Annotated in this window: 16 protein-coding genes, 1 pseudogene and 1 riboswitch; of the genes and pseudogenes, 11 read left to right on the top strand and 6 right to left on the bottom strand. The window is 75.1% G+C overall.

The genetic code is table 11. The features are described from left to right. Positions 1-6: 6 nt before the first annotated feature. The 3 genes from ACZ7LK_RS05610 to ACZ7LK_RS05600 form a co-directional block, all read right to left on the bottom strand. Positions 7-1293 carry a hypothetical protein gene (locus tag ACZ7LK_RS05610; protein WP_471138552.1) on the bottom strand — a complete coding sequence of 429 codons (1287 nt, stop codon included), beginning with the start codon at positions 1291-1293 and terminating at the stop codon, positions 7-9. A 178-nt stretch (positions 1294-1471) separates the two neighbouring features. Continuing rightward, positions 1472-2599, bottom strand: coding sequence for an alpha/beta hydrolase (locus tag ACZ7LK_RS05605; RefSeq protein ID WP_392276362.1), 1128 nt, complete (start codon positions 2597-2599; stop codon positions 1472-1474). Positions 2600-2673: 74 nt separating this feature from the next. Continuing rightward, entirely contained in the window at positions 2674-3327 is a 654-nt protein-coding gene (locus ACZ7LK_RS05600; protein ID WP_469464603.1) for a class II aldolase/adducin family protein, read from the bottom strand. A gap of 278 nt (positions 3328-3605) precedes the next feature. Between ACZ7LK_RS05600 and ACZ7LK_RS05595 the strand changes: the two genes are divergently transcribed. The 9 genes from ACZ7LK_RS05595 (at position 3606) to cobC (ending at position 13444) form a co-directional block, all read left to right on the top strand. After that, positions 3606-4868, top strand: a complete 1263-nt coding sequence (locus ACZ7LK_RS05595) for an inorganic phosphate transporter (protein WP_392276360.1) — start codon at positions 3606-3608, stop codon at positions 4866-4868. 12 nt (positions 4869-4880) lie between these two features. Continuing rightward, on the top strand, positions 4881-5102 hold the full coding sequence (locus tag ACZ7LK_RS05590; protein WP_392276359.1) for a hypothetical protein: 222 nt from the start codon (positions 4881-4883) through the stop codon (positions 5100-5102). Between the two features lie 167 nt (positions 5103-5269). After that, positions 5270-5344: riboswitch (cobalamin riboswitch) on the top strand. Positions 5345-5448: 104 nt separating this feature from the next. Beyond that, a complete protein-coding gene (locus ACZ7LK_RS05585) occupies positions 5449-6399 on the top strand; it encodes a cobalamin biosynthesis protein (protein ID WP_392276358.1) in 951 nt (316 codons plus the stop codon). Continuing rightward, a complete protein-coding gene (locus ACZ7LK_RS05580) occupies positions 6396-7910 on the top strand; it encodes a cobyric acid synthase (protein ID WP_392276357.1) in 1515 nt (504 codons plus the stop codon). Before ACZ7LK_RS05585 ends, ACZ7LK_RS05580 begins: the two co-directional genes overlap by 4 nt. Continuing rightward, positions 7907-9943 carry a putative cobaltochelatase gene (locus ACZ7LK_RS05575; RefSeq protein ID WP_471138548.1) on the top strand — a complete coding sequence of 679 codons (2037 nt, stop codon included), beginning with the start codon at positions 7907-7909 and terminating at the stop codon, positions 9941-9943. Before ACZ7LK_RS05580 ends, ACZ7LK_RS05575 begins: the two co-directional genes overlap by 4 nt. Beyond that, entirely contained in the window at positions 9943-10551 is a 609-nt protein-coding gene (gene cobO / locus ACZ7LK_RS05570) for a cob(I)yrinic acid a,c-diamide adenosyltransferase (protein WP_392276355.1), read from the top strand. The genes ACZ7LK_RS05575 and cobO overlap by 1 nt, the downstream gene beginning before the upstream one ends. Then, entirely contained in the window at positions 10545-11882 is a 1338-nt protein-coding gene (locus ACZ7LK_RS05565) for a cobyrinate a,c-diamide synthase (protein ID WP_392276354.1), read from the top strand. The genes cobO and ACZ7LK_RS05565 overlap by 7 nt, the downstream gene beginning before the upstream one ends. Next, a complete protein-coding gene (locus tag ACZ7LK_RS05560) occupies positions 11879-12298 on the top strand; it encodes a cobalamin biosynthesis protein (RefSeq protein WP_471138545.1) in 420 nt (139 codons plus the stop codon). The genes ACZ7LK_RS05565 and ACZ7LK_RS05560 overlap by 4 nt, the downstream gene beginning before the upstream one ends. 9 nt (positions 12299-12307) lie before the next feature. Further along, positions 12308-13444 (top strand): Rv2231c family pyridoxal phosphate-dependent protein CobC, encoded by a 1137-nt coding sequence (gene cobC, locus ACZ7LK_RS05555; protein ID WP_471138543.1) that lies wholly within the window; start codon positions 12308-12310, stop codon positions 13442-13444. Between the two features lie 61 nt (positions 13445-13505). On the opposite strand, the gene ACZ7LK_RS05550 is transcribed toward cobC, so the two are convergent. From ACZ7LK_RS05550 to ACZ7LK_RS05540, 3 genes and pseudogenes are all read right to left on the bottom strand, one after another. Further along, a complete protein-coding gene (locus tag ACZ7LK_RS05550; RefSeq protein WP_471138541.1) occupies positions 13506-15551 on the bottom strand; it encodes a caspase family protein in 2046 nt (681 codons plus the stop codon). A gap of 14 nt (positions 15552-15565) precedes the next feature. Beyond that, positions 15566-15952, bottom strand: coding sequence for a hypothetical protein (locus ACZ7LK_RS05545; RefSeq protein WP_392276352.1), 387 nt, complete (start codon positions 15950-15952; stop codon positions 15566-15568). A 125-nt stretch (positions 15953-16077) separates the two neighbouring features. After that, a pseudogene (locus ACZ7LK_RS05540) lies at positions 16078-17039 on the bottom strand (SCO1860 family LAETG-anchored protein). A 334-nt stretch (positions 17040-17373) separates the two neighbouring features. Here ACZ7LK_RS05540 and ACZ7LK_RS05535 point away from each other — a divergent pair. Both ACZ7LK_RS05535 and ACZ7LK_RS05530 read left to right on the top strand, forming a co-directional pair. Beyond that, a complete protein-coding gene (locus tag ACZ7LK_RS05535) occupies positions 17374-19422 on the top strand; it encodes a penicillin acylase family protein (protein ID WP_471138539.1) in 2049 nt (682 codons plus the stop codon). Then, entirely contained in the window at positions 19409-19996 is a 588-nt protein-coding gene (locus ACZ7LK_RS05530; protein ID WP_392276349.1) for a GNAT family N-acetyltransferase, read from the top strand. The genes ACZ7LK_RS05535 and ACZ7LK_RS05530 overlap by 14 nt, the downstream gene beginning before the upstream one ends. The last annotated feature ends 68 nt before the right edge of the window (positions 19997-20064 follow it).

The raw sequence follows: 20064 nt of genomic DNA, 5'->3' as shown, positions 1-20064 counted from the left end.
CCCGGGTCAGGCTCCGCCGGTGTGGACCTGGAAGGCCGCGCGGCGCATCGCCTTGGCGAGGGCGGGGTCGGGGTGTGCCGCGGCCAGGGCGACCAGGACCTGGACGGTGCGGGGGTGGCCCACCGCCCGGACCTCGTCGAGCAGGGCGGGCACCGTGCCCTGGACGGCGGATTCGAGGTGGCGGACGAGGAGGGCGCTCTCGCCGTGGTCGGCGACGGCCGCCGCGGTGTCCACCCAGAGCCAGGTGGCCTCCTCGCGAGTGAGGACGTCGGGGGCGTCGTCGGGGTCGGCGCCCTCGTACTCGGCGAGCCACAGCAGCGCGTAGGGGCGCAGGCAGACCTCGTCGGCGGCGGCCCTGACCTCCGCCTCGGCGGGGGCGCCGACGACCCGGAGGGCTTCGAAGGCGAGGCCGCGCAGCAGGGAGTCCTCGCCGCGGGCGGCGTCGAGCAGCTCGGTGACGGCGCTGCCGACCGGGCGGGCGGCGAGCCAGGCGCGGTACTCCGCGCGGGCCGGGCCCGGGGTGAGGCGGGCGCAGCCGCGCAGCATGTCCTCGGCGGACTGCTCGATGTGGCCGGCGGGGCTCTGCGCGGCGACGCAGATCTGCTCCAGCTTCACCCACACCGCCCAGTTGCCGAGGGGGGTGAGGGTGGCCTGGCCGTCGCCGAGGGTCAGGGCGCCGACGGCGGCGAGGCCCTCCAGGGCCCAGTCGAGAAGACGGGCGAGGGAGTCCGGCCCGGGCAGGGGCTGGGGCAGGGGGCCGCCCTGGACCTCGCAGCGCTCCTCGCGGAGTTCGGCGACGCGCTGCCCCAGCAGGTCGAGCAGGGCCGGGACGAGCACGGGGCCGGCGGAGAGCTGGAGGAGGGAGAGGACCTGGGGGACGGCCTCCACGACCTCGGCGACGGCGGCGGGGGCGACGTCCCCGGGCGCGGGGTGGACGAGCGACCAGGCGTCGAACAGCGCGACCCAGCCGCGCAGGACGGCGGAGTCGTCCCGGTCCCAGGCGCGCAGCCGCCAGCCGGGGCGGGCGGTGTCGCCGTGGAGCTCGACGAGTCCGGCGAGCCGGGCGCGGTCCCAGCCGGCGCGTACCTGAGCGGGGGTCAGTCCGAGGGCGGCGGCCGCCCGTTGCGTGGCCGTGGTGGCGTCGCGGTCGTGGTCGCGGTCCCGCTCGACGGCGGCCCAGCGGGCGATGCGCACGGCGTCGGCGAGCACCGTTCTCGCCTGTCGGGCCAGCTCGGCCGGCGGCGGTGTCCCCTCCGGCGGCCTCGGCACCGGCCGGGTACGCCGGGTCGTCACGGCCCGTCGGGCCGTGGTCAGGGGCCGCGGACGGACGAGTCGGAGTCTGGAATTGCGCGCCAGTTGCTCATCAGGCTTTCGAGACGTCACGGGAGCAGTCTTCCCGCTGACGCCCCGAAAGCCCAAACGGAATCCGATTCGCCGGGTTCGTGGCCCCTGCGCGGGGCCGGGAGGGACGTCAGACGAGGGAGGTCAGGAAGCGGCGCATGGCTTCCTCGTAACGGTCGGGGTCGGCGTTCCACATGGCGGCGTGGGGGGCGTCGCGGACGGTGTGGAGGGTGACCAGGTCGGCGCGGCGGGAGGCGAGCTCGCGGGAGGCCTGCCAGGGGGCGAGGTGGTCGTCGGGGCCGTGGAAGACGAGGGTGGGGACGCGGAGCCCGTCCGGGTCGGCCGCTTCGGCGAGCCGGTCGCCGTGCACGCCGGTGCTGCCCTGGGCGGCGCGGACGGCGAGCGGGAGCAGCGGGGCGGGGACGCGGCGGGCGGTGGCGAGCGCGCGCAGGGTGGCTTCCCAGTCGAGGACCGGGGAGTCGAGGACGAGGCCGCTGACGCGGTCGCGCAGGCCGCAGTTGGCGGCGGCGTGCAGGGCCATGGCGGCGCCGGTGGACCAGCCGTGGAGGACCACGCGCTCGGCCCCGTACCGCACGGCGTGGCGGATCGCGGCGTCGAGATCGCGCCACTCGGAGTCGCCGAGGTGGCCGAGGCCGCCGGCGGGGCGGGGCGCTCCGGGGTCGCCCCGGTAGGCGAGGTCGAGCACCGGGAGGCGCATGCGGTGGAAGAAGCCCATGAGGTTCATGGGGTGCTCGCGGGTGGTGCCGATGCCGTGGACGGTGATGACCCAGGTGGAGCGGGCGGCGGGGACGAACCAGGCGGGCAGGGCGCCCAGTTCGCCGGGGACCTCCACGTCCTGGTACTCCAGGCCGAGCGCGGCGGCGGGGTCGCCGGTGTGGAGCTGGGGGGTGAGGCGGACGCGGCCGCCGGCCTCCAGCCGGCCGCCGGTGACCCGTTCGAGGCGGCGGACGACGGTGTCGGCGGAGTGCGGCACGTCGTCCAGGACGGGGCCGACGACCGCGTGGACGCCGGGAGCGGCGAGGCCGTAGAAGCCGGGGCGCCGGGAGGCGAGGCAGCGGGTCAGGGTGACCTGCCCGGCGGCGGTGGCGTGCACCGTGAGGCGGGGCTCGCCGGGCAGGGGCAGGCCGGGCGGCACGCTGAGCGCGGCACTGCTGGCGTACCGGCCGGCCGCGACCGCGGCCGCGCCGGCACCGATCAGGGTGGTGACGGCCGCTGCCGTCGCTGTAGCCGGGCGCACCGTTCCAGTGTCCGCACGGGCGGGGGCGGATGCCAGTGGGCGGGGTCCGCCGGAGTGTCGGGCGGCCGGCCTGGTCAGCGGGGCTGGCCGTAGCCCCGGAACTTCTCCGCGACCTCGTGCAGTTCGGCGGCCGACAGGAGGCTGGGGGCGTGTCCGGGGACGGAGCTCGCGGTGAGCCAGACGCGGCACATCCACTCCAGTTGGGCGGTGCGGTCGTAGGCCTGGTCCAGGGAGTCGCCGTAGGTGACGGTGCCGTGGTTGCGCAGCAGGCAGCCGGTGCGGCCGTCGAGGGCGCGCAGCATGGCGTCGGCCAGCTCCTCCGTTCCGTACAGGGCGTAGGGGGCGACCCGGACGGGGCCGCCGAGGGCCGCGGCCATGTAGTGGATCAGCGGGAGCTCGGTGACGAGGGTGGAGACGGCGGTGGCGTGCACGGCGTGGGTGTGGACGACGGCGCGGGCGGTGGTGCGGCGGTAGATCTCCAGGTGCATGGGCAGCTCGCTGGTGGGGGCGAGCCGGCCGCGTATCCGGGTGCCGTCGAGGTCGACGGCGACGGCGTCGTCCGGGGTGAGCCGGTCGTAGGGGACGCCGCTGGGGGTGACGAGGACGAGGTCGTCGCCCACCCGTGCGGAAACGTTTCCGGAGGTGCCGACGACCAGCCCTTCCGCCACCGTGCGGCGGGCGGTGGCGACCAGTGCGTCCCAGGTCCGCGCGATCGTGTCCTGTGTCATGTCCCGATCCTGCCAGCCGCCCCCTCTCCTCGGGCGGGGCGCCCCTGGGAGGCGGCCCTCCGGGCGGTACGGCGGGGGGCGCGGGCGGGGCGCGTGAGGAGGATCTCCTCCGGGGGCCCGGGGAGGGGGCGGGGACCCCTGGGACCGGTGGGGCGGAAGGGAAGCGGAACGGGGTCCGTCCGCATGGGGTCACCATGACGCCCGGCCCAGTTCACCTTCCGTTCACTCAGGTTGCTTACGTTCGCCTGACCACTGACGTCGAACGATTGCCTGGGTAAATGGAACACATCACGCTGCTGCTCGCCATTGTGGTCGTGACAGCTCTAGTGTTCGATTTCACGAACGGTTTCCACGACACCGCCAACGCGATGGCCACCACCATCTCGACCGGTGCCATGAAGCCCAAGACGGCGGTGGCCATGTCCGCCGTGCTGAACCTGGTCGGTGCCTTCCTCTCGGTCGAGGTCGCCAAGACGATCTCCAGCGGGCTCGTCAACGAAGAAGGCATCAAACCCGAAGTGATCTTCGCGGCGCTCGTCGGCGCGATCCTGTGGAACCTCCTGACCTGGCTGGTCGGCCTGCCCTCCAGCTCCTCCCACGCCCTCATGGGCGGTCTGATCGGCGCCACCATCGCCTCGGTCGGCGTCAGCGGCGTCAACGGCGGCGTCGTCGTCACCAAGGTCCTGATCCCGGCCGTCGCCGCACCCCTCGTCGCCGGCATCGCCGCGATGCTCGCCGCCCGCCTGACCTACAAGGCCGGCCGCGGCATCGACGAGAAGACCGGCCGCAAGGGCTACCGCGCCGGCCAGATCGCCTCCGCCGGACTGGTCTCCCTCGCCCACGGCACCAACGACGCCCAGAAGACGATGGGCATCATCACCCTGGCCCTGGTCGCCGGAGGCGTCCTCGTGCCCGGCTCGAACCCGCCGGTCTGGGTCATCGTCTCCGCCGGTACGGCCATCGCGCTCGGCACCTACCTGGGCGGCTGGCGCATCATCCGCACCATGGGCAAGGGCCTGACCGACCTCCAGCCGCAGCAGGGCTTCGCCGCCCAGACCAGCGCGGCGGCCGTCATCCTCGCCTCCTCCAACCTGGGCTTCTCGCTCTCCACCACGCACTCCTGCTCCGGCGCCGTCATGGGCGCGGGCCTCGGCCGCAAGGGCGGCGTGGTCCGCTGGTCCACGGCCACCCGGATGTTCGTCGCCTGGGGCCTGACCCTGCCGGCCGCCGGCCTCGTCGCCGCCGGCTCGGAGTTCGTGACCCAGCAGGGCGACTGGGGAGTCGCCGCCGTGGCGGCCTTCCTGATCGCCTCGTGCACCGCGATCTGGTTCGTCTCCCGCCGCCAGGTCGTCGACCACACCAACGTCAACGAGGTGGACGCCGAGGGCGAGGACGAGCCCGCGGGCGTCGTCACCACCGCCATCGCGGCCGTCACCCCGCCGCCGGCCGGCACCCTCGCGGCCGGCTCCGACGACCTCAAGGCCACCATCCCGGCCCCGGCCGGCGAGGCCGCCACCCCGGCTCCCGCCGCCACGGTGTAAGGAAAGAACAGCATGAAGATCGACTGGGCAGCTCTCGGCTCCGTCTTCGGGGTCAGCCTCCTGGCCACCGTCGCACTGGTGGGCCTGTTCACCCTCGGCATCGTCGGCCTCTCCAAGCAGGAGCGGGCGGCGGCGGGCGGCGGCTCCGCCACCCTGGCCCGTACGGGCGCCTACGCCGCCTTCGCGCTCTGCGCGGCGGCCGTGGCCTACGGGATCTTCCTGATCGTCACCTGATCGGGAACGGCCCTCGGCGCCCCCGGAACGACGAACCGTTCCGGGGGCGCCGTCGTTCTGCCGCGCGCCGGTGTGTGCCTCGGCACAACCTCCCGTCGCAGGTCAACGGCGAGTTGACGGGCGTTCGCGGGGCGTGGTGGACTGCCGGGGCCATTACGGCGGCAGGAGAGGAAGCCGGTGCGAATCCGGCGCGGTCCCGCCACTGTGAGTCCGCCCCCGACGGGCGGATGAGTCAGGAACTCTCGTCGCCGGTCACGTCGAGCCAGGGCGCGGACCCTGAGTGAGGACATCGCCATGCCCGGCTGCCTTCGCGCTGCCCCGGAAGCGTCCAGCACATCGAGAACCCATGCGCGGTGATCGCGTCTTCGCGTACGGCGCCGCCGCCGGGTTCGCCGCCGACCTGATCCTCGCCGATCCCCGCCGCGGGCACCCCGTGGCCGCCTTCGGGCGCGCCGCGCACGCCGTGGAGGGCGCGCTGTGGCGCGACCACCGCGGGTGGGGCGCGCTGCACACGGCGGTGTGCGCCGGTGGCGCCGCGGCGGCGGCCGCGCTCGCGGCCCGTGCGGTACGGGACCGGCGCGCCCTGTCCGTGGGCCTGACCGCCGCCTCCGTGTGGTCCGTCGTCGGCGGTACGTCGCTGGGCCGGGAGGCCCGGGCCATCGGCGGCGCCCTGGCCGCCGGCGACCTGGACGTCGCCCGGGAGCGGCTGCCGCACCTGTGCGGGCGCGACCCGCAGGCCCTGGACGGCCCCGGCATCGCCCGCGCGGTCGTCGAGTCGGTCGCCGAGAACACCTCGGACGCCGTGGTCGGCGCCCTGGTGTGGGGCGCGATCGGCGGCGTACCCGGCCTGGTCGCGTTCCGGGCGGCGAACACCCTGGACGCGATGGTCGGCCACAAGTCCCCCAGGTACCGCCGCTTCGGCTGGGCGTCCGCCCGGCTGGACGACGTGGCCGGCTGGCCCGGCGCCCGCCTCACGGCCGCCCTGGCCGTGGCCGCCGGCGGGGATCCGCGCGGTGCGGTACGGGCGTGGCGGGCGGACGCGGCGAAGCACCCGAGCCCGAACGCGGGCCCCGTCGAGGCGTCGTTCGCGGGCGCGCTGGGCGTACGGCTCGGCGGGACGCTCTCGTACGGGGGCCGCGTCGAGCACCGGCCGGTGCTGAACGGGGCGGGCCGGGCCGTGGAGGTGGCGGACATCGAGCGGGCGGTGCGGTTGTCGCGCCGGGTGAGCGCCCTGACCCTCGCGGTGTGCGCGGGCGGGCGACTGGCGTACGGGGCGATCAAGCGGAGGCGTACATGAGCAAGGGTGGGGGGCTGCTCGTCGCGGGCACCACGTCCGACGCGGGCAAGAGCGTCGTCACGGCCGGCATCTGCCGCTGGCTGGTACGGCAGGGCGTGAAGGTCGCGCCGTTCAAGGGGCAGAACATGTCCCTCAACTCGTTCGTCACGCGCGAGGGCGCGGAGATCGGGCGCGCCCAGGCCATGCAGGCCCAGGCCGCACGGGTCGAGCCGACCGCGCTGATGAACCCGGTGCTGCTCAAGCCGGGCAGCGACCGCTCCAGCCAGGTCGTGCTGATGGGCAGGCCGGTCGGCGAGCTGAGCGCCCGCGGCTACCACGGCGGCCGGCAGCAGGCGCTGCTCGGCACGGTCGTGGAGTGCCTCCAGGAGCTGCGGAGCGCCTACGACGCCGTGATCTGCGAGGGCGCGGGCAGCCCCGCCGAGATCAACCTGCGGCGCAACGACATCGTCAACATGGGCATCGCGCGGGCGGCCCGCTTCCCCGTCGTCGTGGTCGGCGACATCGACCGGGGCGGGGTCTTCGCGCAGTTCTTCGGCACGACGGCGCTGCTGGCGCCCGAGGACCAGGAGCTGGTCGCGGGCTACCTGGTCAACAAGTTCCGGGGGGACGTGACGCTGCTGGAGCCCGGCCTGGACATGCTGCTGGGCCTGACGGGGCGCCGGACCTTCGGTGTCCTGCCGTACGCGCACGGGCTCGGCATCGACGAGGAGGACGGGCTGCGGGTGTCCCTCCGGGGCGCGGTGCGCGAGTCGGTGGTGGCGCCGCCGGTCGGCGAGGACGTGCTGCGGGTCGCCGTCTGCGCCGTACCGCTGATGTCGAACTTCACCGACGTGGACGCGCTGGCCGCCGAGCCGGGTGTGGTGGTGCGGTTCGTGGACCGGCCGGAGGAGCTCGCCGACGCCGACCTCGTCGTGGTGCCCGGTACGCGCGGGACGGTGAAGGCGCTGGCGTGGCTGCGCGAGCGGGGCCTCGCGGACGCCATCGCGCGCCGCGCCGCCGAGGGCCGTCCGGTGCTCGGCGTCTGCGGCGGCTTCCAGGCGCTGGGCGAGCGCATCGAGGACGACGTCGAGTCCCGGGCCGGTGAGGTCGAGGGACTGGGCCTGCTGCCGGTGAGCGTGCGGTTCGCGGTGGACAAGACCCTCGCCCGGCCGGTCGGGGAGGCCCTCGGCGAGCGGGTCGAGGGGTACGAGATCCACCACGGCGTCGCGGACGTGCGCGGCGGCGAGCCGTTCCTGGACGGCTGCCGGGTCGGGGCCGTGTGGGGCACCCACTGGCACGGCTCGCTGGAGAGCGACGGCTTCCGCCGGGCGTTCCTCACGGAGGTGGCCCGCGCGGCCGGCAGACGCTTCGTACCGGCCCCCGACACGTCGTTCGGGGCGCTGCGCGAGGAGCAGCTCGACCGGCTCGGCGACCTGATCGAGGAACACGCGGACACGGACGCGCTCTGGAAACTGATCGAGCAGGGCCCGCCCACAGGACTTCCCTTCATCGCACCCGGAGCACCTTCATGAGCGCTGCACCCCACTACCCCTTCACCGCGATCGTCGGCCAGGACGACCTGCGGCTCGGGCTGCTGCTGAACGCGGTGTCCCCGGCCGTCGGCGGCGTCCTCGTGCGCGGGGAGAAGGGCACCGCCAAGTCGACGGCCGTCCGCGCCCTCGCCGCCCTGATGCCGGACGTGGACGTGATCGCCGGCTGCCGCTTCTCGTGCGCGCCCGGCTCCCCCGACCCGGGCTGCCCGGACGGGCCGCACACCGGGGCGGAGGCGGTGAGCCGCCCGGCGCGGACGGTCGAGCTGCCGGTCGGCGCCTCCGAGGACCGGCTGGTGGGCGCGCTGGACATCGAGCGGGCGCTGGCCGACGGCGTGAAGGCGTTCGAGCCGGGCCTGCTGGCGGACGCGCACCGGGGCGTGCTGTACGTGGACGAGGTGAACCTCCTCCACGACCACCTGGTCGACCTGCTCCTCGACGCGGCCGCCATGGGCGCCTCGTACGTGGAGCGCGAAGGCGTCTCGGTACGGCACGCGGCGCGCTTCCTGCTGGTCGGGACGATGAACCCGGAGGAGGGCGAGCTGCGGCCGCAGCTCCTGGACCGGTTCGGGCTGACCGTGGAGGTGGCCGCCTCGCGGGAGCCGGACCAGCGGGTCGAGGTGGTGCGCCGGCGACTGGCGTACGAGGACGACCCGGCGGCCTTCGCGGCGCGCTGGGCCGAGGAGGAGGCCGCGCTGCGGGACCGGATCGTGGCCGCGCGGACGCTGCTGCCCGGGGTGACGCTCGGGGACGCGGCGCTGCGCCAGATCGCCGCCACGTGCGCGGCGTTCGAGGTGGACGGCATGCGCGCGGACATCGTGATGGCCCGGACGGCGACCGCGCTGGCCGCGTGGGCGGGGCGTACCGACGTCACGTCCGACGACGTGCGGCAGGCGGCGCTGCTGGCGCTGCCCCACCGGCGCAGGCGCAATCCGTTCGACGCGCCGGGGCTGGACGAGGACAAGCTGGACGAGACGCTGGAGGAGTTCGGCGGGGACGACGACCCCGACCCGGACCCCGGCCCGGAGGGCCCCGGTGGCGGCCCCGGCGGAGGTGGCGGAGGTGGCGGGGTGCCCCCGCAGGGCGGGGAGCCCGAGGGCTCGGCCCCCGAGGCCCCCGCCGAGACGCCCGCCGAGACCCCCGAGCCCGCGCCCGCGCCGGGCGCCGGCGGCGGCGAGCAGGCTCCGGTCCGGGCCGCCGAGCCGTTCCGTACGAAGATGCTGAGCGTGCCGGGCCTGGGCGAAGGTGCCGCGGGACGGCGGTCCCGGGCGCGTACCGACCACGGCAGGACGACCGGGGCGCGCCGCCCGCGGGGGACGCTGACGAAGCTGCACCTGGCGGCGACCGTGCAGGCGGCCGCCCCGCACCAGCGGGCGCGCGGCCGCTCGGGCCCCGGGCTGGTGGTACGCCGCGACGACCTGCGGCAGGCGACGCGCGAGGGGCGCGAGGGGAACCTGGTGCTGTTCGCGGTGGACGCCTCCGGTTCGATGGCGGCCCGGCAGCGGATGGGCGCGGTCAAGGGCGCCGTGCTGTCGCTGCTGCTGGACGCCTACCAGCGGCGCGACAAGGTGGGGCTGGTGACCTTCCGCGGCTCGTCCGCCGAGCTGGCGCTGCCGCCCACGTCGTCGGTCGACGCGGCGGCCGCCCGCCTGGAACTGCTGCCGACCGGGGGGCGCACCCCGCTCGCGGCCGGGCTGCTGAAGGCGCACGACGTGCTGCGGGTGGAGCGGCTGCGCGATCCGGCGCGCCGCCCGCTGCTGGTGGTCGTCACGGACGGCCGGGCGACCGGCGGGCCCGAGCCGGTGGCGCTGGCCGCCCGGGCGGCGGGCCTGCACGCGGCGGAGGGCACCGCGTCCGTGGTCGTGGACTGCGAGACCGGGCCGGTACGGCTGGGCATGGCCGCCGAACTGGCCGGTCACCTCGGCGGCACCGCCGTCACACTCGACGAGCTGCGGGCGGACGCCATCGCGGGTCTCGTCAGGGATGTCAGAGCAACTACCGGGAGGGCCGCTTAATGCCGCAGGGACAGCCGACCGTCGTACCGGACGACGGACTCACCACCCGCCAGCGCCGCAACCGCGCGCTGGTGATGGTGCACACGGGCGTCGGCAAGGGGAAGTCGACCGCCGCCTTCGGCATGGCGCTGCGCGCCTGGAACCAGGGCTGGCCGATCGGGGTCTTCCAGTTCGTCAAGTCCGCCAAGTGGAAGGTCGGCGAGGAGAACGCCCTCAAGGCGCTCGGCGAGACCGGCAAGGGCGGGACCGTCGCCTGGCACAAGATGGGCGAGGGCTGGTCCTGGATCCAGCGCGAGCCGGCCGAGGGCGAGCAGTCGCACGAGGACAAGGCGCGCGAGGGCTGGGAGCAGGTCAAGCGGGACCTGGCCGAGGAGAAGTACACCTTCTACGTCCTCGACGAGTTCGCGTACCTGCTGCACTGGGGCTGGATCGACACCGCCGAGGTCGTCGAGGTGCTGCGGAACCGGCCCGGCCGGCAGCATGTGGTGATCACCGGCCGCAACGCGCCCGCCGAGCTGTGCGAGTTCGCCGACCTGGTCACCGACATGTCGAAGGTCAAGCACCCGATGGACGCGGGTCAGAAGGGCCAGCGGGGCATCGAGTGGTAGCACGTCTCGTCATCGCCGCGCCCTCGTCGGGCGCGGGCAAGACCACGGTCGCGACCGGCCTGATGGCCGCGTTCGCGGGCCGTGGTCTCGCGGTGTCCCCGCACAAGGTGGGACCCGACTACATCGACCCGGGCTACCACGCGCTCGCCACCGGCCGCCCGGGCCGCAACCTCGACGCCTACATGTGCGGCACGGGCCTGGTCGCGCCGCTGTTCGCGCACGGCTCGCGCGGCTGCGACCTGGCGGTCGTCGAGGGCGTGATGGGTCTGTACGACGGTGCCGCCGACCAGGGCGAGCTGGCGTCCACCGCGCAGGTGGCCAAGCTGCTGAAGGCACCGGTGGTGCTGGTGGTGGACGCCTCCTCGCAGTCCCGGTCGGTGGCGGCACTGGTGCACGGGTTCGCGTCGTGGGACCCGGAGGTGCGGATCGGCGGGGTGATCCTCAACAAGGTGGCCACCGACCGGCACGAGCACCTGCTGCGCGAGGCACTGGGCGAGTCGGGCGTGCCGGTGCTGGGCGTGCTGCGCCGGGCGCCGGCCGTGTCGACGCCGTCTCGGCACCTGGGCCTGGTGCCGGTCGCCGAGCGGCAGGCGGCGGCCGTGGAGGCGGTCGCGGCGCAGGCGGAGCAGGTGCGGGCGGGATGCGACCTGGACGCCCTGCTGGCGCTGGCGCGGTCGGCGCCGCCGCTGCCGGACGCGCCCTGGGAGCCGGCCCTGGAGCCGGTCGCCGGGCGGCCGGTCGTGGCGGTCGCCGGCGGGGCCGCGTTCACCTTCTCGTACGCCGAGCACGCGGAGCTGCTGACGGCGGCGGGCGCGGAGGTCGTGCCCTTCGACCCGCTGCGGGACGAGGAGCTGCCCGAGGGCACCCGCGGGCTGGTGATCGGCGGCGGGTTCCCGGAGGTGTACGGGGCCGAGCTGTCGGCCAACGCCCGGCTGCGGAAGGCCGTCGCGGAACTGGCGGCCTCAGGGGCGCCGGTGGCCGCGGAGTGCGCCGGGCTGCTGTACCTGGCGCGGTCGCTGGACGGGCAGCCGATGTGCGGCGTCCTGGACGCGGACGCCCGGATGTCGCAGCGGCTGACCCTCGGCTACCGGGACGCGGTGGCCGTGGGCGACAGCCCGCTGGCGGCGGCCGGGACGCGGATGCGGGGGCACGAGTTCCACCGCACGGTGATCGAGCCGGGCGCGGGCGAGGCGCCCGCGTGGGGGCTGCGGCAGCCGGCGCGCCGCATGGAGGGCTTCGTCCGGGGCGGTGTGCACGCCAGTTACGTGCACACGCACTGGGCGGGCGCGCCCGGGACGGCGCGGCGGTTCGTGGAGCACTGCGCGCGATGACGGTGGTGGTCGGCGTGGGGTCCGGGCGGGGGGTGTCCGCCGACGCGGTGCTCGCGCTGGTCACGGAGGCGCTGCGGGAGGCCGCGCTGGATGTCTCGGTCGTCGGGGAGCTGGCGACCGTCGGCTCCAAGGCGGACGAGGCGGGGATCGTCGAGGCCGCGGCCCGGCTGGGCGTGCCCTTGCGGACCTATCCGGCGGCCGAGTTGGCGCTGGTCGCCGTACCCCATCCGTCGGACGCGGTACGGGCGGCGGCGGGCACACCGTCGGTGGCGGAGGCGGCGGCGCTCGCGGGCGGGGGCGAACTGCTCGTGCCGAAACGGAAGTCGGGGAAGGGGCGGGTGACGTGTGCGGTGGCACGCAGGCGGTTGTTGAATGTGGGTCACGGGTACATCGCCGGGGAGACACCGGAGTGTTAGACCCTGGTCATGGAGCGCTACGGGGAGGCCGTCGGCCTCTCCTCCCCCACCCCCCACTTCACCCACACCATGGCGGCCATGTATACGCACACCGACACTCACGACCTGCGGCACCACGGTGACGCGGAGGTCCGGGACGAGAAGCTGATCGACCTCGCGGTCAACGTCCGGACGAACACCCCGCCCGACTGGCTGCGGGAGCGGATCGCCGCCTCGCTGACCGGGCTCGCCGCCTACCCGGACGGGCGGGCGGCCCGGGCCGCCGTCGCCGCGCGGCACGACCTGCCGGCCGAGCGGGTGCTGCTGACGGCCGGGGCGGCGGAGGCGTTCGTGCTGCTGGCCCGGGCACTGCCGGCGCGGCGGCCGGTGGTGGTGCACCCGCAGTTCACGGAGCCGGAGGCGGCGCTGCGGGACGCGGGGCACGGGGTGCGGCGGGTGCTGCTGCGGGAGGAGGACGGGTTCCGGCTGGATCCGGGGGCGGTCCCGGAGGACGCCGACCTGGTGGTGGTCGGCAATCCGACGAACCCGACGTCGGTGCTGCACCCCGCGGAGCTGCTCGCCCGGCTGGCCCGGCCGGGGCGGACGCTGGTGGTGGACGAGGCCTTCATGGACGCGGTGCCCGGTGAGCGGGAGGCGCTGGCGGGCCGGACGGACGTACCGGGGCTGGTGGTGCTGCGCAGCCTCACCAAGACCTGGGGCCTGGCCGGGCTGCGGATCGGCTACGTGCTGGCCGCGCCGGAGACGGTGGCGGCGCTGGAGCGGGCCCAGCCGCTGTGGCCGGTGTCCACCCCGGCGCTCGCGGCGGCGGAGGCGTGCATGTCGCGGGCGGCGCTCGCGGAGGCGGAGCACGCGGCGCGCCGGATCGCCGTGGAGCGGGCCCATCTGCTGGCAGGGCTGGCCGAGTTCGAGGAGGTGCGGGCGGTGACGGCGGCGGAGGGGCCGTTCGTGCTGGTCCGCATGGAGGGCGCGGACGTGGTGCGGGAGCGGCTGCGGTCGCTGGGCTTCGCGGCCCGGCGCGGCGACACGTTCCCGGGGCTGGGCCCGCGGTGGCTGCGGCTGGCGGTCCGGGACCGGGCGACGACGAATCGATTCCTCCAGGCGCTGGACCAGGCGCTGGTGATGGCGGGGCACGCGCACGGGCGGTGAGGCGTGCGTACGACGGGGGCGGGCGGGGGCCGGGCGCGGACGTGGTCGGCGCCCGGGTTCCTCACCCCACGTTGGCGGCGATCATGATGCCGATGACGCCGAGGACCGACAGGACGAACAGCGGGAGGGCGAGGACCTTCGCGGACCAGTCGAGCAGGCTCGTGGCGGCCGTGGACTGCTTGCCGTACAACGAGGGCGAGGCGCGGAGGTCGTAGCGGGCCAGCCCGACGAGGATGAGCGAGACGAGCGCCATGACCAGGCAGATCACCAGGTCGCGGAGCGACTGCTGGGCGAGGTGGTCGCGGATGTCGACCCAGGTCTCCCCCGTCTGGGCCAGGCGCGCCGCCTCCACGGCCGCCTTGATGCCGATGGCCAGGGCGGCGATCGCCAGGCCCAGCGCGGCGACGGCGAGCGCCGGTGCGCGGAACGCCTTGAGCCCCTGCGGGCGGGGCTGGGGGTGACGCTCCTCGTCGCGGCGGTGGCCGGTGTGGCCGGTGTTCCTGGACGGGTCGGTGTGGCCGGTGTTCCGGGTCGGGTCGGTGTGGCCGGTGTTCCGGGTGGGGTCGGTGTGGCCGGTGTTCCTGGTGGGGTCCGTGTCCCTGGTCGGGTCGGTGCGGTCCGTGTGGCCGCTGTGGTCCGTGTCGCGGGTCGGGTCGGGACGGCTGGTGGGATCGGGGGTGCCGGTGCGGCCCGGGCGACCGGGGTCGCGCGTGGGGTCCGCGTCGGCGGTGGGATCCGTGGCGCCAGAGGGGCCGGTGGTGCCGGCGGGCCCGCCGGGTGTCCCGGGGGGCCGGTTCGGCTTCCTCGGGACCTCGCCGGTCACCGTGGTGGCTCCGGCGGGTCCGGGCGCTGCTTCCCGTACCTCCGCCTCGACGTGGACGACCGCCTCTCCCACCGGCCCCTTGAGCACGATGTCGGCCCGCAGCGGTCCGGGGGTGGAGGTGTCGACGGTGACGGCCAGGCCGTCCGCGACCGGCGTCACGTGCAGCCGGTCGTCCTGGGCGCGCGGTGTGCAACTCCGGGCGAGCGGCGGGCCGAGCAGGCGGACGTGCCCCGTGGACGGGACCGCGTGCCGGTACACCGGGCTGAGGCGCAGCACCGTGGGCTCGGGCGAGATCCGCACCTCCCCCAGTGCCCGGGCCGCCTCCTCGGCGACGGACTGGAGGTCGTTGCGGGCGACCTCCTTGAGGGCCTCGTGGGCCGCCATGGCGATGGCCACGTCGGTGTGGTCCATCCGGGAGCGCAGCTCGGTGACGGCGCCGAGCCGGGAGAAGTCGTCCTCACTGGCCAGTGCGGCCCGCAGCCGCGGCGGGAGGGGGGCCGGGACGATCTTGCGCCGTTCGCTGTGCGCGAGATACAGGTCGCCCTGGAGGTCGGACTTGCAGCTCGGCGTCTGGTTCCTGTTCTCGCGGCGGACGCGCTCGTACACGTAGTCGTACAGCTCGTTGAGGGAGACCTTCCCGTCCTCGTTGCGGTCCGCCTCCCCGGTGGCGAGGCCCGACACCAGCGCGCCGGTGAAGACGGAGGGCTTGGGGGCGCCCCCGTCGGCCAGGCGGGCGCCCTCGAAGGCGTACTCCATGGAGTTGGAGGCGGTGACCACCGCCCATCCGCGTCCGCCGCCGCCGAGCCGCTCGCCGGTGAAGTTCTCCAGCACGTGCGCGTCACCGGCCGCCCGCGCGACCGAGCCGGGTGAGAAGGCCCCGCCGTAGCAGCAGTCGAGGAAGAGGACGGTGCCGCGGGCCCGCGTGTCCGCCATGCAGGTCTCCACGAAGTCCGCCGGGATCCCGGTGGCTTTGAGGCGTTTGGGCCGGGTGTCGGTGGCGGCGAAGTACAACTGCCCGGATTCGCTCTTGAGCCCGTGGCAGGACAGATGGAGCAACAGCGTGTCACCGGGCGCGCGTTCGGCGAAGAAGTCCTCGATGCGCATGCGGATGATGTGTGACGGCTCGTTGCGCACCACCTGGACGTCGAAGCCGCCGATGCGGGGATCTCCCAGGACCTCCGCGAGCGCTTCGGCATCGGCGGCGGGGGACGTCAATTTCTGGAGACCGCCCTCCTGGTAGTCGTCATTGGCGATGATCAGGGCGTGGCGGGAATCGTCGTCCATGGTGTGCCCCGGCGTCAGGCGTCGACGGTGGAATGCCGGCGGATGAATGCCTCCAGAGCCTGCGCGGCCTGTTCCGGTGTGGCTTCGGAGATTTCGAGTACGTCGCCGTCCATGGTCAGGCTGAGTGACGGGCGGGCCTCCTGGAACCGGGCCCACCAGCCGTGGAGTACGGAGGCGACCTGCTTGATGGCGGTGACGGACTGTCCGAGGGTGACCAGGAGGGCTCCGATCTCCATGACGCCGACGGCCCGCGCTCCGGGCGGGACTTCACCGGCGGGGAGGGTCTCGACATTCTTGACGTCAAGCTGGAGGAGTTCCTGGCGCAGATAGCCGGTCAGCCTTTCCACCCGTTCGGGATCGGCCCCTGCCTCGGAAAGGTGAATCTGCAACTGCTTATCCATGGAAGCCCCTTTCTCTTTTTCAGGGGCGGGCGTCCCATGAATCCAGTCTGTGCTTTTCCCGGCACTGTCGCAAGAATGCCGGGAACGGTGCGCGGTGCCTGCCGGGAGGCACCGCGCACGCCGGGTCAGGCGCGTTCGCGGGCGGCGCGGGCGCGGCGCGTGAGGGCCGTGACGCCGGCGCCGGCGGCGAGGAGGACCAGGGAGCCGCCCGCCAGATAGGGGGTCAGGGAACCGCCCCCGGTCTCGGCGAGGCCGGACTCGACCGGGTCCGTGGCCGACTGGGCCCGTACGCCGGCGGGCTCGCCGGGCCGGGCGGGTCCGGGCGCGGCTCCGGGCGGTGCCGCCGGTGCCGCCGGTTTCGCCGGTGCCGTCGGTGCTTCACAGGTGGCCTCGGCGAGCGTCAGCTCGCCGGTGACGTCGGCGACGTTGGCCTTCAGCGGGTTGACCGACACCGTGAGGGTGAGGGCGGTGGCGGCGGCGGTGCGGGAGGTGGTCCGGGTCTCGGACAGGCGGACGTCACCTCGCCGACGCCCTGGACGCCGACCTTGGCCGGGCTTCCGGTGGTGAGCGTGACGCGCTTGCCCAGGACGGTGACGCGGCCGAGGACGTTCGCCTCGGCGACGGGCCGCTTCCCGGCCGCGCAGAGCGCGCGGGAGGTCACTTCCTCGACCTCGATCAGCGACAGCAGCGGCAGCCCGGGGACGTGCAGCTTCGCGTGGGCGAGCCGGGTGCTCCCCTCCGCGCGGCGGTCGTCGGCGGTGGCGCGGGCGGTGGCGGCGTCGGCCGTGAGGACCCGGACCGGCCTGCCCTGCTCGACGCCGTCGAGGGTGACGATGAGCGCGGTCCTCCCCGCGCTCGCGGGCGCCCGGACATCGTTGAGCGAGGCCGTGAGCGGGACGTCGACCGCCCCGTTCAGCAGCGACACGTCCAGGTCGGTGCGCAGGACGACCGCGCTCGCCCGGCCGGCCGCACCCCCGGTGGCGTGCGCCGGGGGCGCGGCGAGCAGGACGGGGCCGGCGGTGAGCGTCAGGGCGGCCGCCGTCGCGGCGGCGCGGCGGGCGGGCAGGCGCAAGGTGGTGCCGTTCACGGTGGTGGAACCCCCAGAGGAGACATGACGTCGCGACGTCCACCCATGGGGAACACACGAGCGGCGCCGACGTGGGACACCGGAATCCTTACGCACGGAGAGTGAACGGGCGGAAGCCTGCCGTGAGTTCACCCCAAAGGGGGGTTTCCGTTCCCATATTCGAATCTTTCGCCACACCAGTTCGCCGGTCTCCCCGCCGGCACACGATGAGGGGAAAAGCGTTCAACGACAGGCGCGGCCCGATCGTCACGGGGCGTCAACATGACTCCGGATTGCTTCTGGCCGGACCGTAGCTTAAGTTAGGCCAGCCTAACCTAAAGAGATCGGGACAGAAGTGAGCATCGAGGTCTACCGGGACACCTGGGGCATCCCGCATCTCCGCGCCGCCGACGCGCACGAACTCAGCCACGCCCAGGGCCGTACCACCGCCCTGGACCGGGCCTGGCAGCTCGAGGTCGAGCGCCACCGCGCGCAGGGCACGACCGCCGCCTTCCTCGGCCCCGAGGCCGTCGAATGGGACGTGTTCGTCCGCCGCGCCCGGCTGGCCGACACCGCCCGTCGCTGCTTCGAGGCGCTCGACGACCCGACCCGTACCTGGGTGTGCGCCTATGTGGACGGGGTCAACGCCGGACTCGGGGGGGGGGGCCGCCGCTCCCCCGAGTTCGCCGCCACCGGCCTGGCGCCCGGGCGGTGGGAACCGTGGACCCCGCTCGCCGTGTGGCTGTCGACGCACATCCTGTTCGCCGGGTTCCCCACCAAGCTGTGGCGCGAGCACGTCGCCCGGCGGCTCGGCGAGGAGTACGCCGATCTCTTCGCCACCGACGCCCCCGGCACCTCCGGCAGCAACGGCTGGCTGGTGACCGGCGACCGCACCGCCACCGGGGCGGCGCTCATCGCGGGCGACCCCCACCGGTTCATCGAGGCACCCGGCGTCTACCAGCAGATCCGGCTGGCCTGCCCGGAGTTCGACGTCGTCGGGCTCGCCGTCCCCGGCGTGCCGGGCCTGGCCCACTTCGGCCACACCGGCACGGTCGCCTGGGCGATCACCAACGCCATGGCCGACTACCAGGACCTCTACCGGGAACGGCTGCGGCGCACCGACGGCGGCGAGGTGGAGGCCCTGGGGCCGGAGGGCTGGGCGCCCGCCCACGTCCACACCGAGACCGTCGAGGTGAAGGGCGCCGACGCGGTCGTGGTGGAGGTCGTCGAGACCGAGCGCGGCCCCGTGGTCATCGACGGTCCCGAGGGCGTCGTCAGCCTGCGCCACCCGCCGCGCGTCACCGGCCGGCTGGGCTTCGACGCCCTGCCCGCGCTGCTCGGCGCCCGCACCGTCGCCGACGTGGACCGGGCGTTCGACCCCTGGGTGGAGCCCGTCAACGTCGTCCAGGCCGCCGACACGCGCGGCGGCACCCTCCACCGGGTCGCCGGGCACGTGCCGCTGCGCCACCAGGCCAACCGGCTGCGCGTCGTCCCGGCCTGGGAACCCGGCCACGAGTGGCGCGGCGCCCACGACCCGATGCCCCGCGAACCGGTCGACGGCGTGGCGGTGATGGCGAACGCCCGCGGCATCGCCGCCCCGCTGGGCGTCGAGTTCGCCCCGCCGCACCGCGCGGACCGCATCGCCCGGCTGCTGGACGCCTCGCGGGACTGGACCGCCCCGGACATGGCGGCGGTCCACACCGACACCCACCTCGCGTCGGCCCGTCCGCTGCTCACGCTCATCGCGGCCCTGCCCGACCTGGCCCCCGCCGAGCGGGAGGTGCGCGACCGGCTGCTGTGCTGGAACCGGCGCATGACGGCCGACAGCCTGGACGCGGCGCTGTTCGCGGCCGTGCGCGGGGCGGTCGTACGCCGCCTCGCCCGGCACCCGCGCCTGGCCGTGCTGGCCGAACCGCCCGCGTACCCGGCGCTCTTCCAGCCCTGGCTGGCCCTGGTGCCGCGCGTCGCGTACGCCCTGGAGACGCTGCTGACCGGCGGGCCGGTACCGGAGGCCGACCGGCTGGCGGCGGTCCGCGGCGCCCTGGAGGAGGTCGCCGCGGCGCCCCCGGCGGAGCCCTGGGGCGCCACGCACCGCCTCGCGCCCTGGGCGGCACTGCCCGACGGCACCGACACATGGCCGGGACTGGACGGCGACCACGACTGCGTCCTGTCCACCTCCAGCGTCCCGGGCGTCACCGACCTCAGCGCCCGTGGCCCGGCCGCCCGCTACGTGTGGGACCTGGCCCGGCGCGAGGACAGCCTCTGGGTGGTGCCCCTCGGCGCCTCCGGGATCCCCGGCGACCCGCACCGGCACGACCAACTGCCCCTGTGGCTGCGGGGCGAACTCGCACCCGTCATCACCGACTGGAACCAGCTCACCGAGGAGCGGCATGACGACCACTGAGCCCCTGCCCGTGTACGAACAGGAGGTCGAGGGCTTCGGCACCGTCCGTCTCGTCCGCGTCGACCCGGAGCGCGACGCCGGGCTGATCCACGGCTGGGTCGCCGAGGAGCGGGCCCGGTTCTGGGGCATGCGGGAGACGACCGTCGAGGACGTACGGGAGATCTACGCGCACCTGGACTCGCTCACCACGCACCACGCGTTCCTGGTGTACCGCGACACCACGCCCGTCGCGCTCTTCCAGACGTACGAGCCGGAGGCCGACCGGGTCGGCGAGTGCTACGAGGTGCGGCCCGGCGACATCGGCGTCCACCTCCTGCTGGCACCGGCGCGGACCCCCGAACGGGGCTTCTCCGCGCACCTCCTGACCGCGCTGACGGCGTTCGCGCTGACCGGCAAGGAGCGGATCGTGGCGGAGCCCGACGCGGCCAACGACAAGGCCGTCGCGCTGCTCGCCCGCGGCGGTTTCGTCCTGGGGCCGGAGGTGGTGCTGCCGGAGATCGTGCTGCCGGAGGTGCATCTCGCGGAGAAGCGCGCCCGGCTCGCCTTCCTCACCCGCCGGCACCCCACGGACTGACCCGCCGGGCGCGGCACGGTGGTGCGGCCGCCGGTCCCGGTGCGCCGCCCCGGGGCGGTACGGCCGTG

The sequence above is a fragment of the Streptomyces sp. NPDC039423 genome, from assembly GCF_055598725.1.
This window is presented reverse-complemented; position numbering and strand designations above follow the sequence as displayed.

Excerpts from the sequence above, each read along its gene's own strand:
- ACZ7LK_RS05600 (WP_469464603.1), bottom strand. The coding sequence starts at position 3,327 with ATGACACAGGACACGATCGCGCGGACCTGGGACGCACTGGTCGCCACC.
- ACZ7LK_RS05595 (WP_392276360.1), top strand. The coding sequence starts at position 3,606 with ATGGAACACATCACGCTGCTGCTCGCCATTGTGGTCGTGACAGCTCTA.
- ACZ7LK_RS05590 (WP_392276359.1), top strand. The coding sequence starts at position 4,881 with ATGAAGATCGACTGGGCAGCTCTCGGCTCCGTCTTCGGGGTCAGCCTC.
- ACZ7LK_RS05585 (WP_392276358.1), top strand. The coding sequence starts at position 5,449 with ATGCGCGGTGATCGCGTCTTCGCGTACGGCGCCGCCGCCGGGTTCGCC.
- ACZ7LK_RS05580 (WP_392276357.1), top strand. The coding sequence starts at position 6,396 with ATGAGCAAGGGTGGGGGGCTGCTCGTCGCGGGCACCACGTCCGACGCG.
- ACZ7LK_RS05575 (WP_471138548.1), top strand. The coding sequence starts at position 7,907 with ATGAGCGCTGCACCCCACTACCCCTTCACCGCGATCGTCGGCCAGGAC.
- cobO (WP_392276355.1), top strand. The coding sequence starts at position 9,943 with ATGCCGCAGGGACAGCCGACCGTCGTACCGGACGACGGACTCACCACC.
- ACZ7LK_RS05560 (WP_471138545.1), top strand. The coding sequence starts at position 11,879 with ATGACGGTGGTGGTCGGCGTGGGGTCCGGGCGGGGGGTGTCCGCCGAC.
- cobC (WP_471138543.1), top strand. The coding sequence starts at position 12,308 with ATGGAGCGCTACGGGGAGGCCGTCGGCCTCTCCTCCCCCACCCCCCAC.
- ACZ7LK_RS05550 (WP_471138541.1), bottom strand. The coding sequence starts at position 15,551 with ATGGACGACGATTCCCGCCACGCCCTGATCATCGCCAATGACGACTAC.
- ACZ7LK_RS05545 (WP_392276352.1), bottom strand. The coding sequence starts at position 15,952 with ATGGATAAGCAGTTGCAGATTCACCTTTCCGAGGCAGGGGCCGATCCC.
- ACZ7LK_RS05530 (WP_392276349.1), top strand. The coding sequence starts at position 19,409 with ATGACGACCACTGAGCCCCTGCCCGTGTACGAACAGGAGGTCGAGGGC.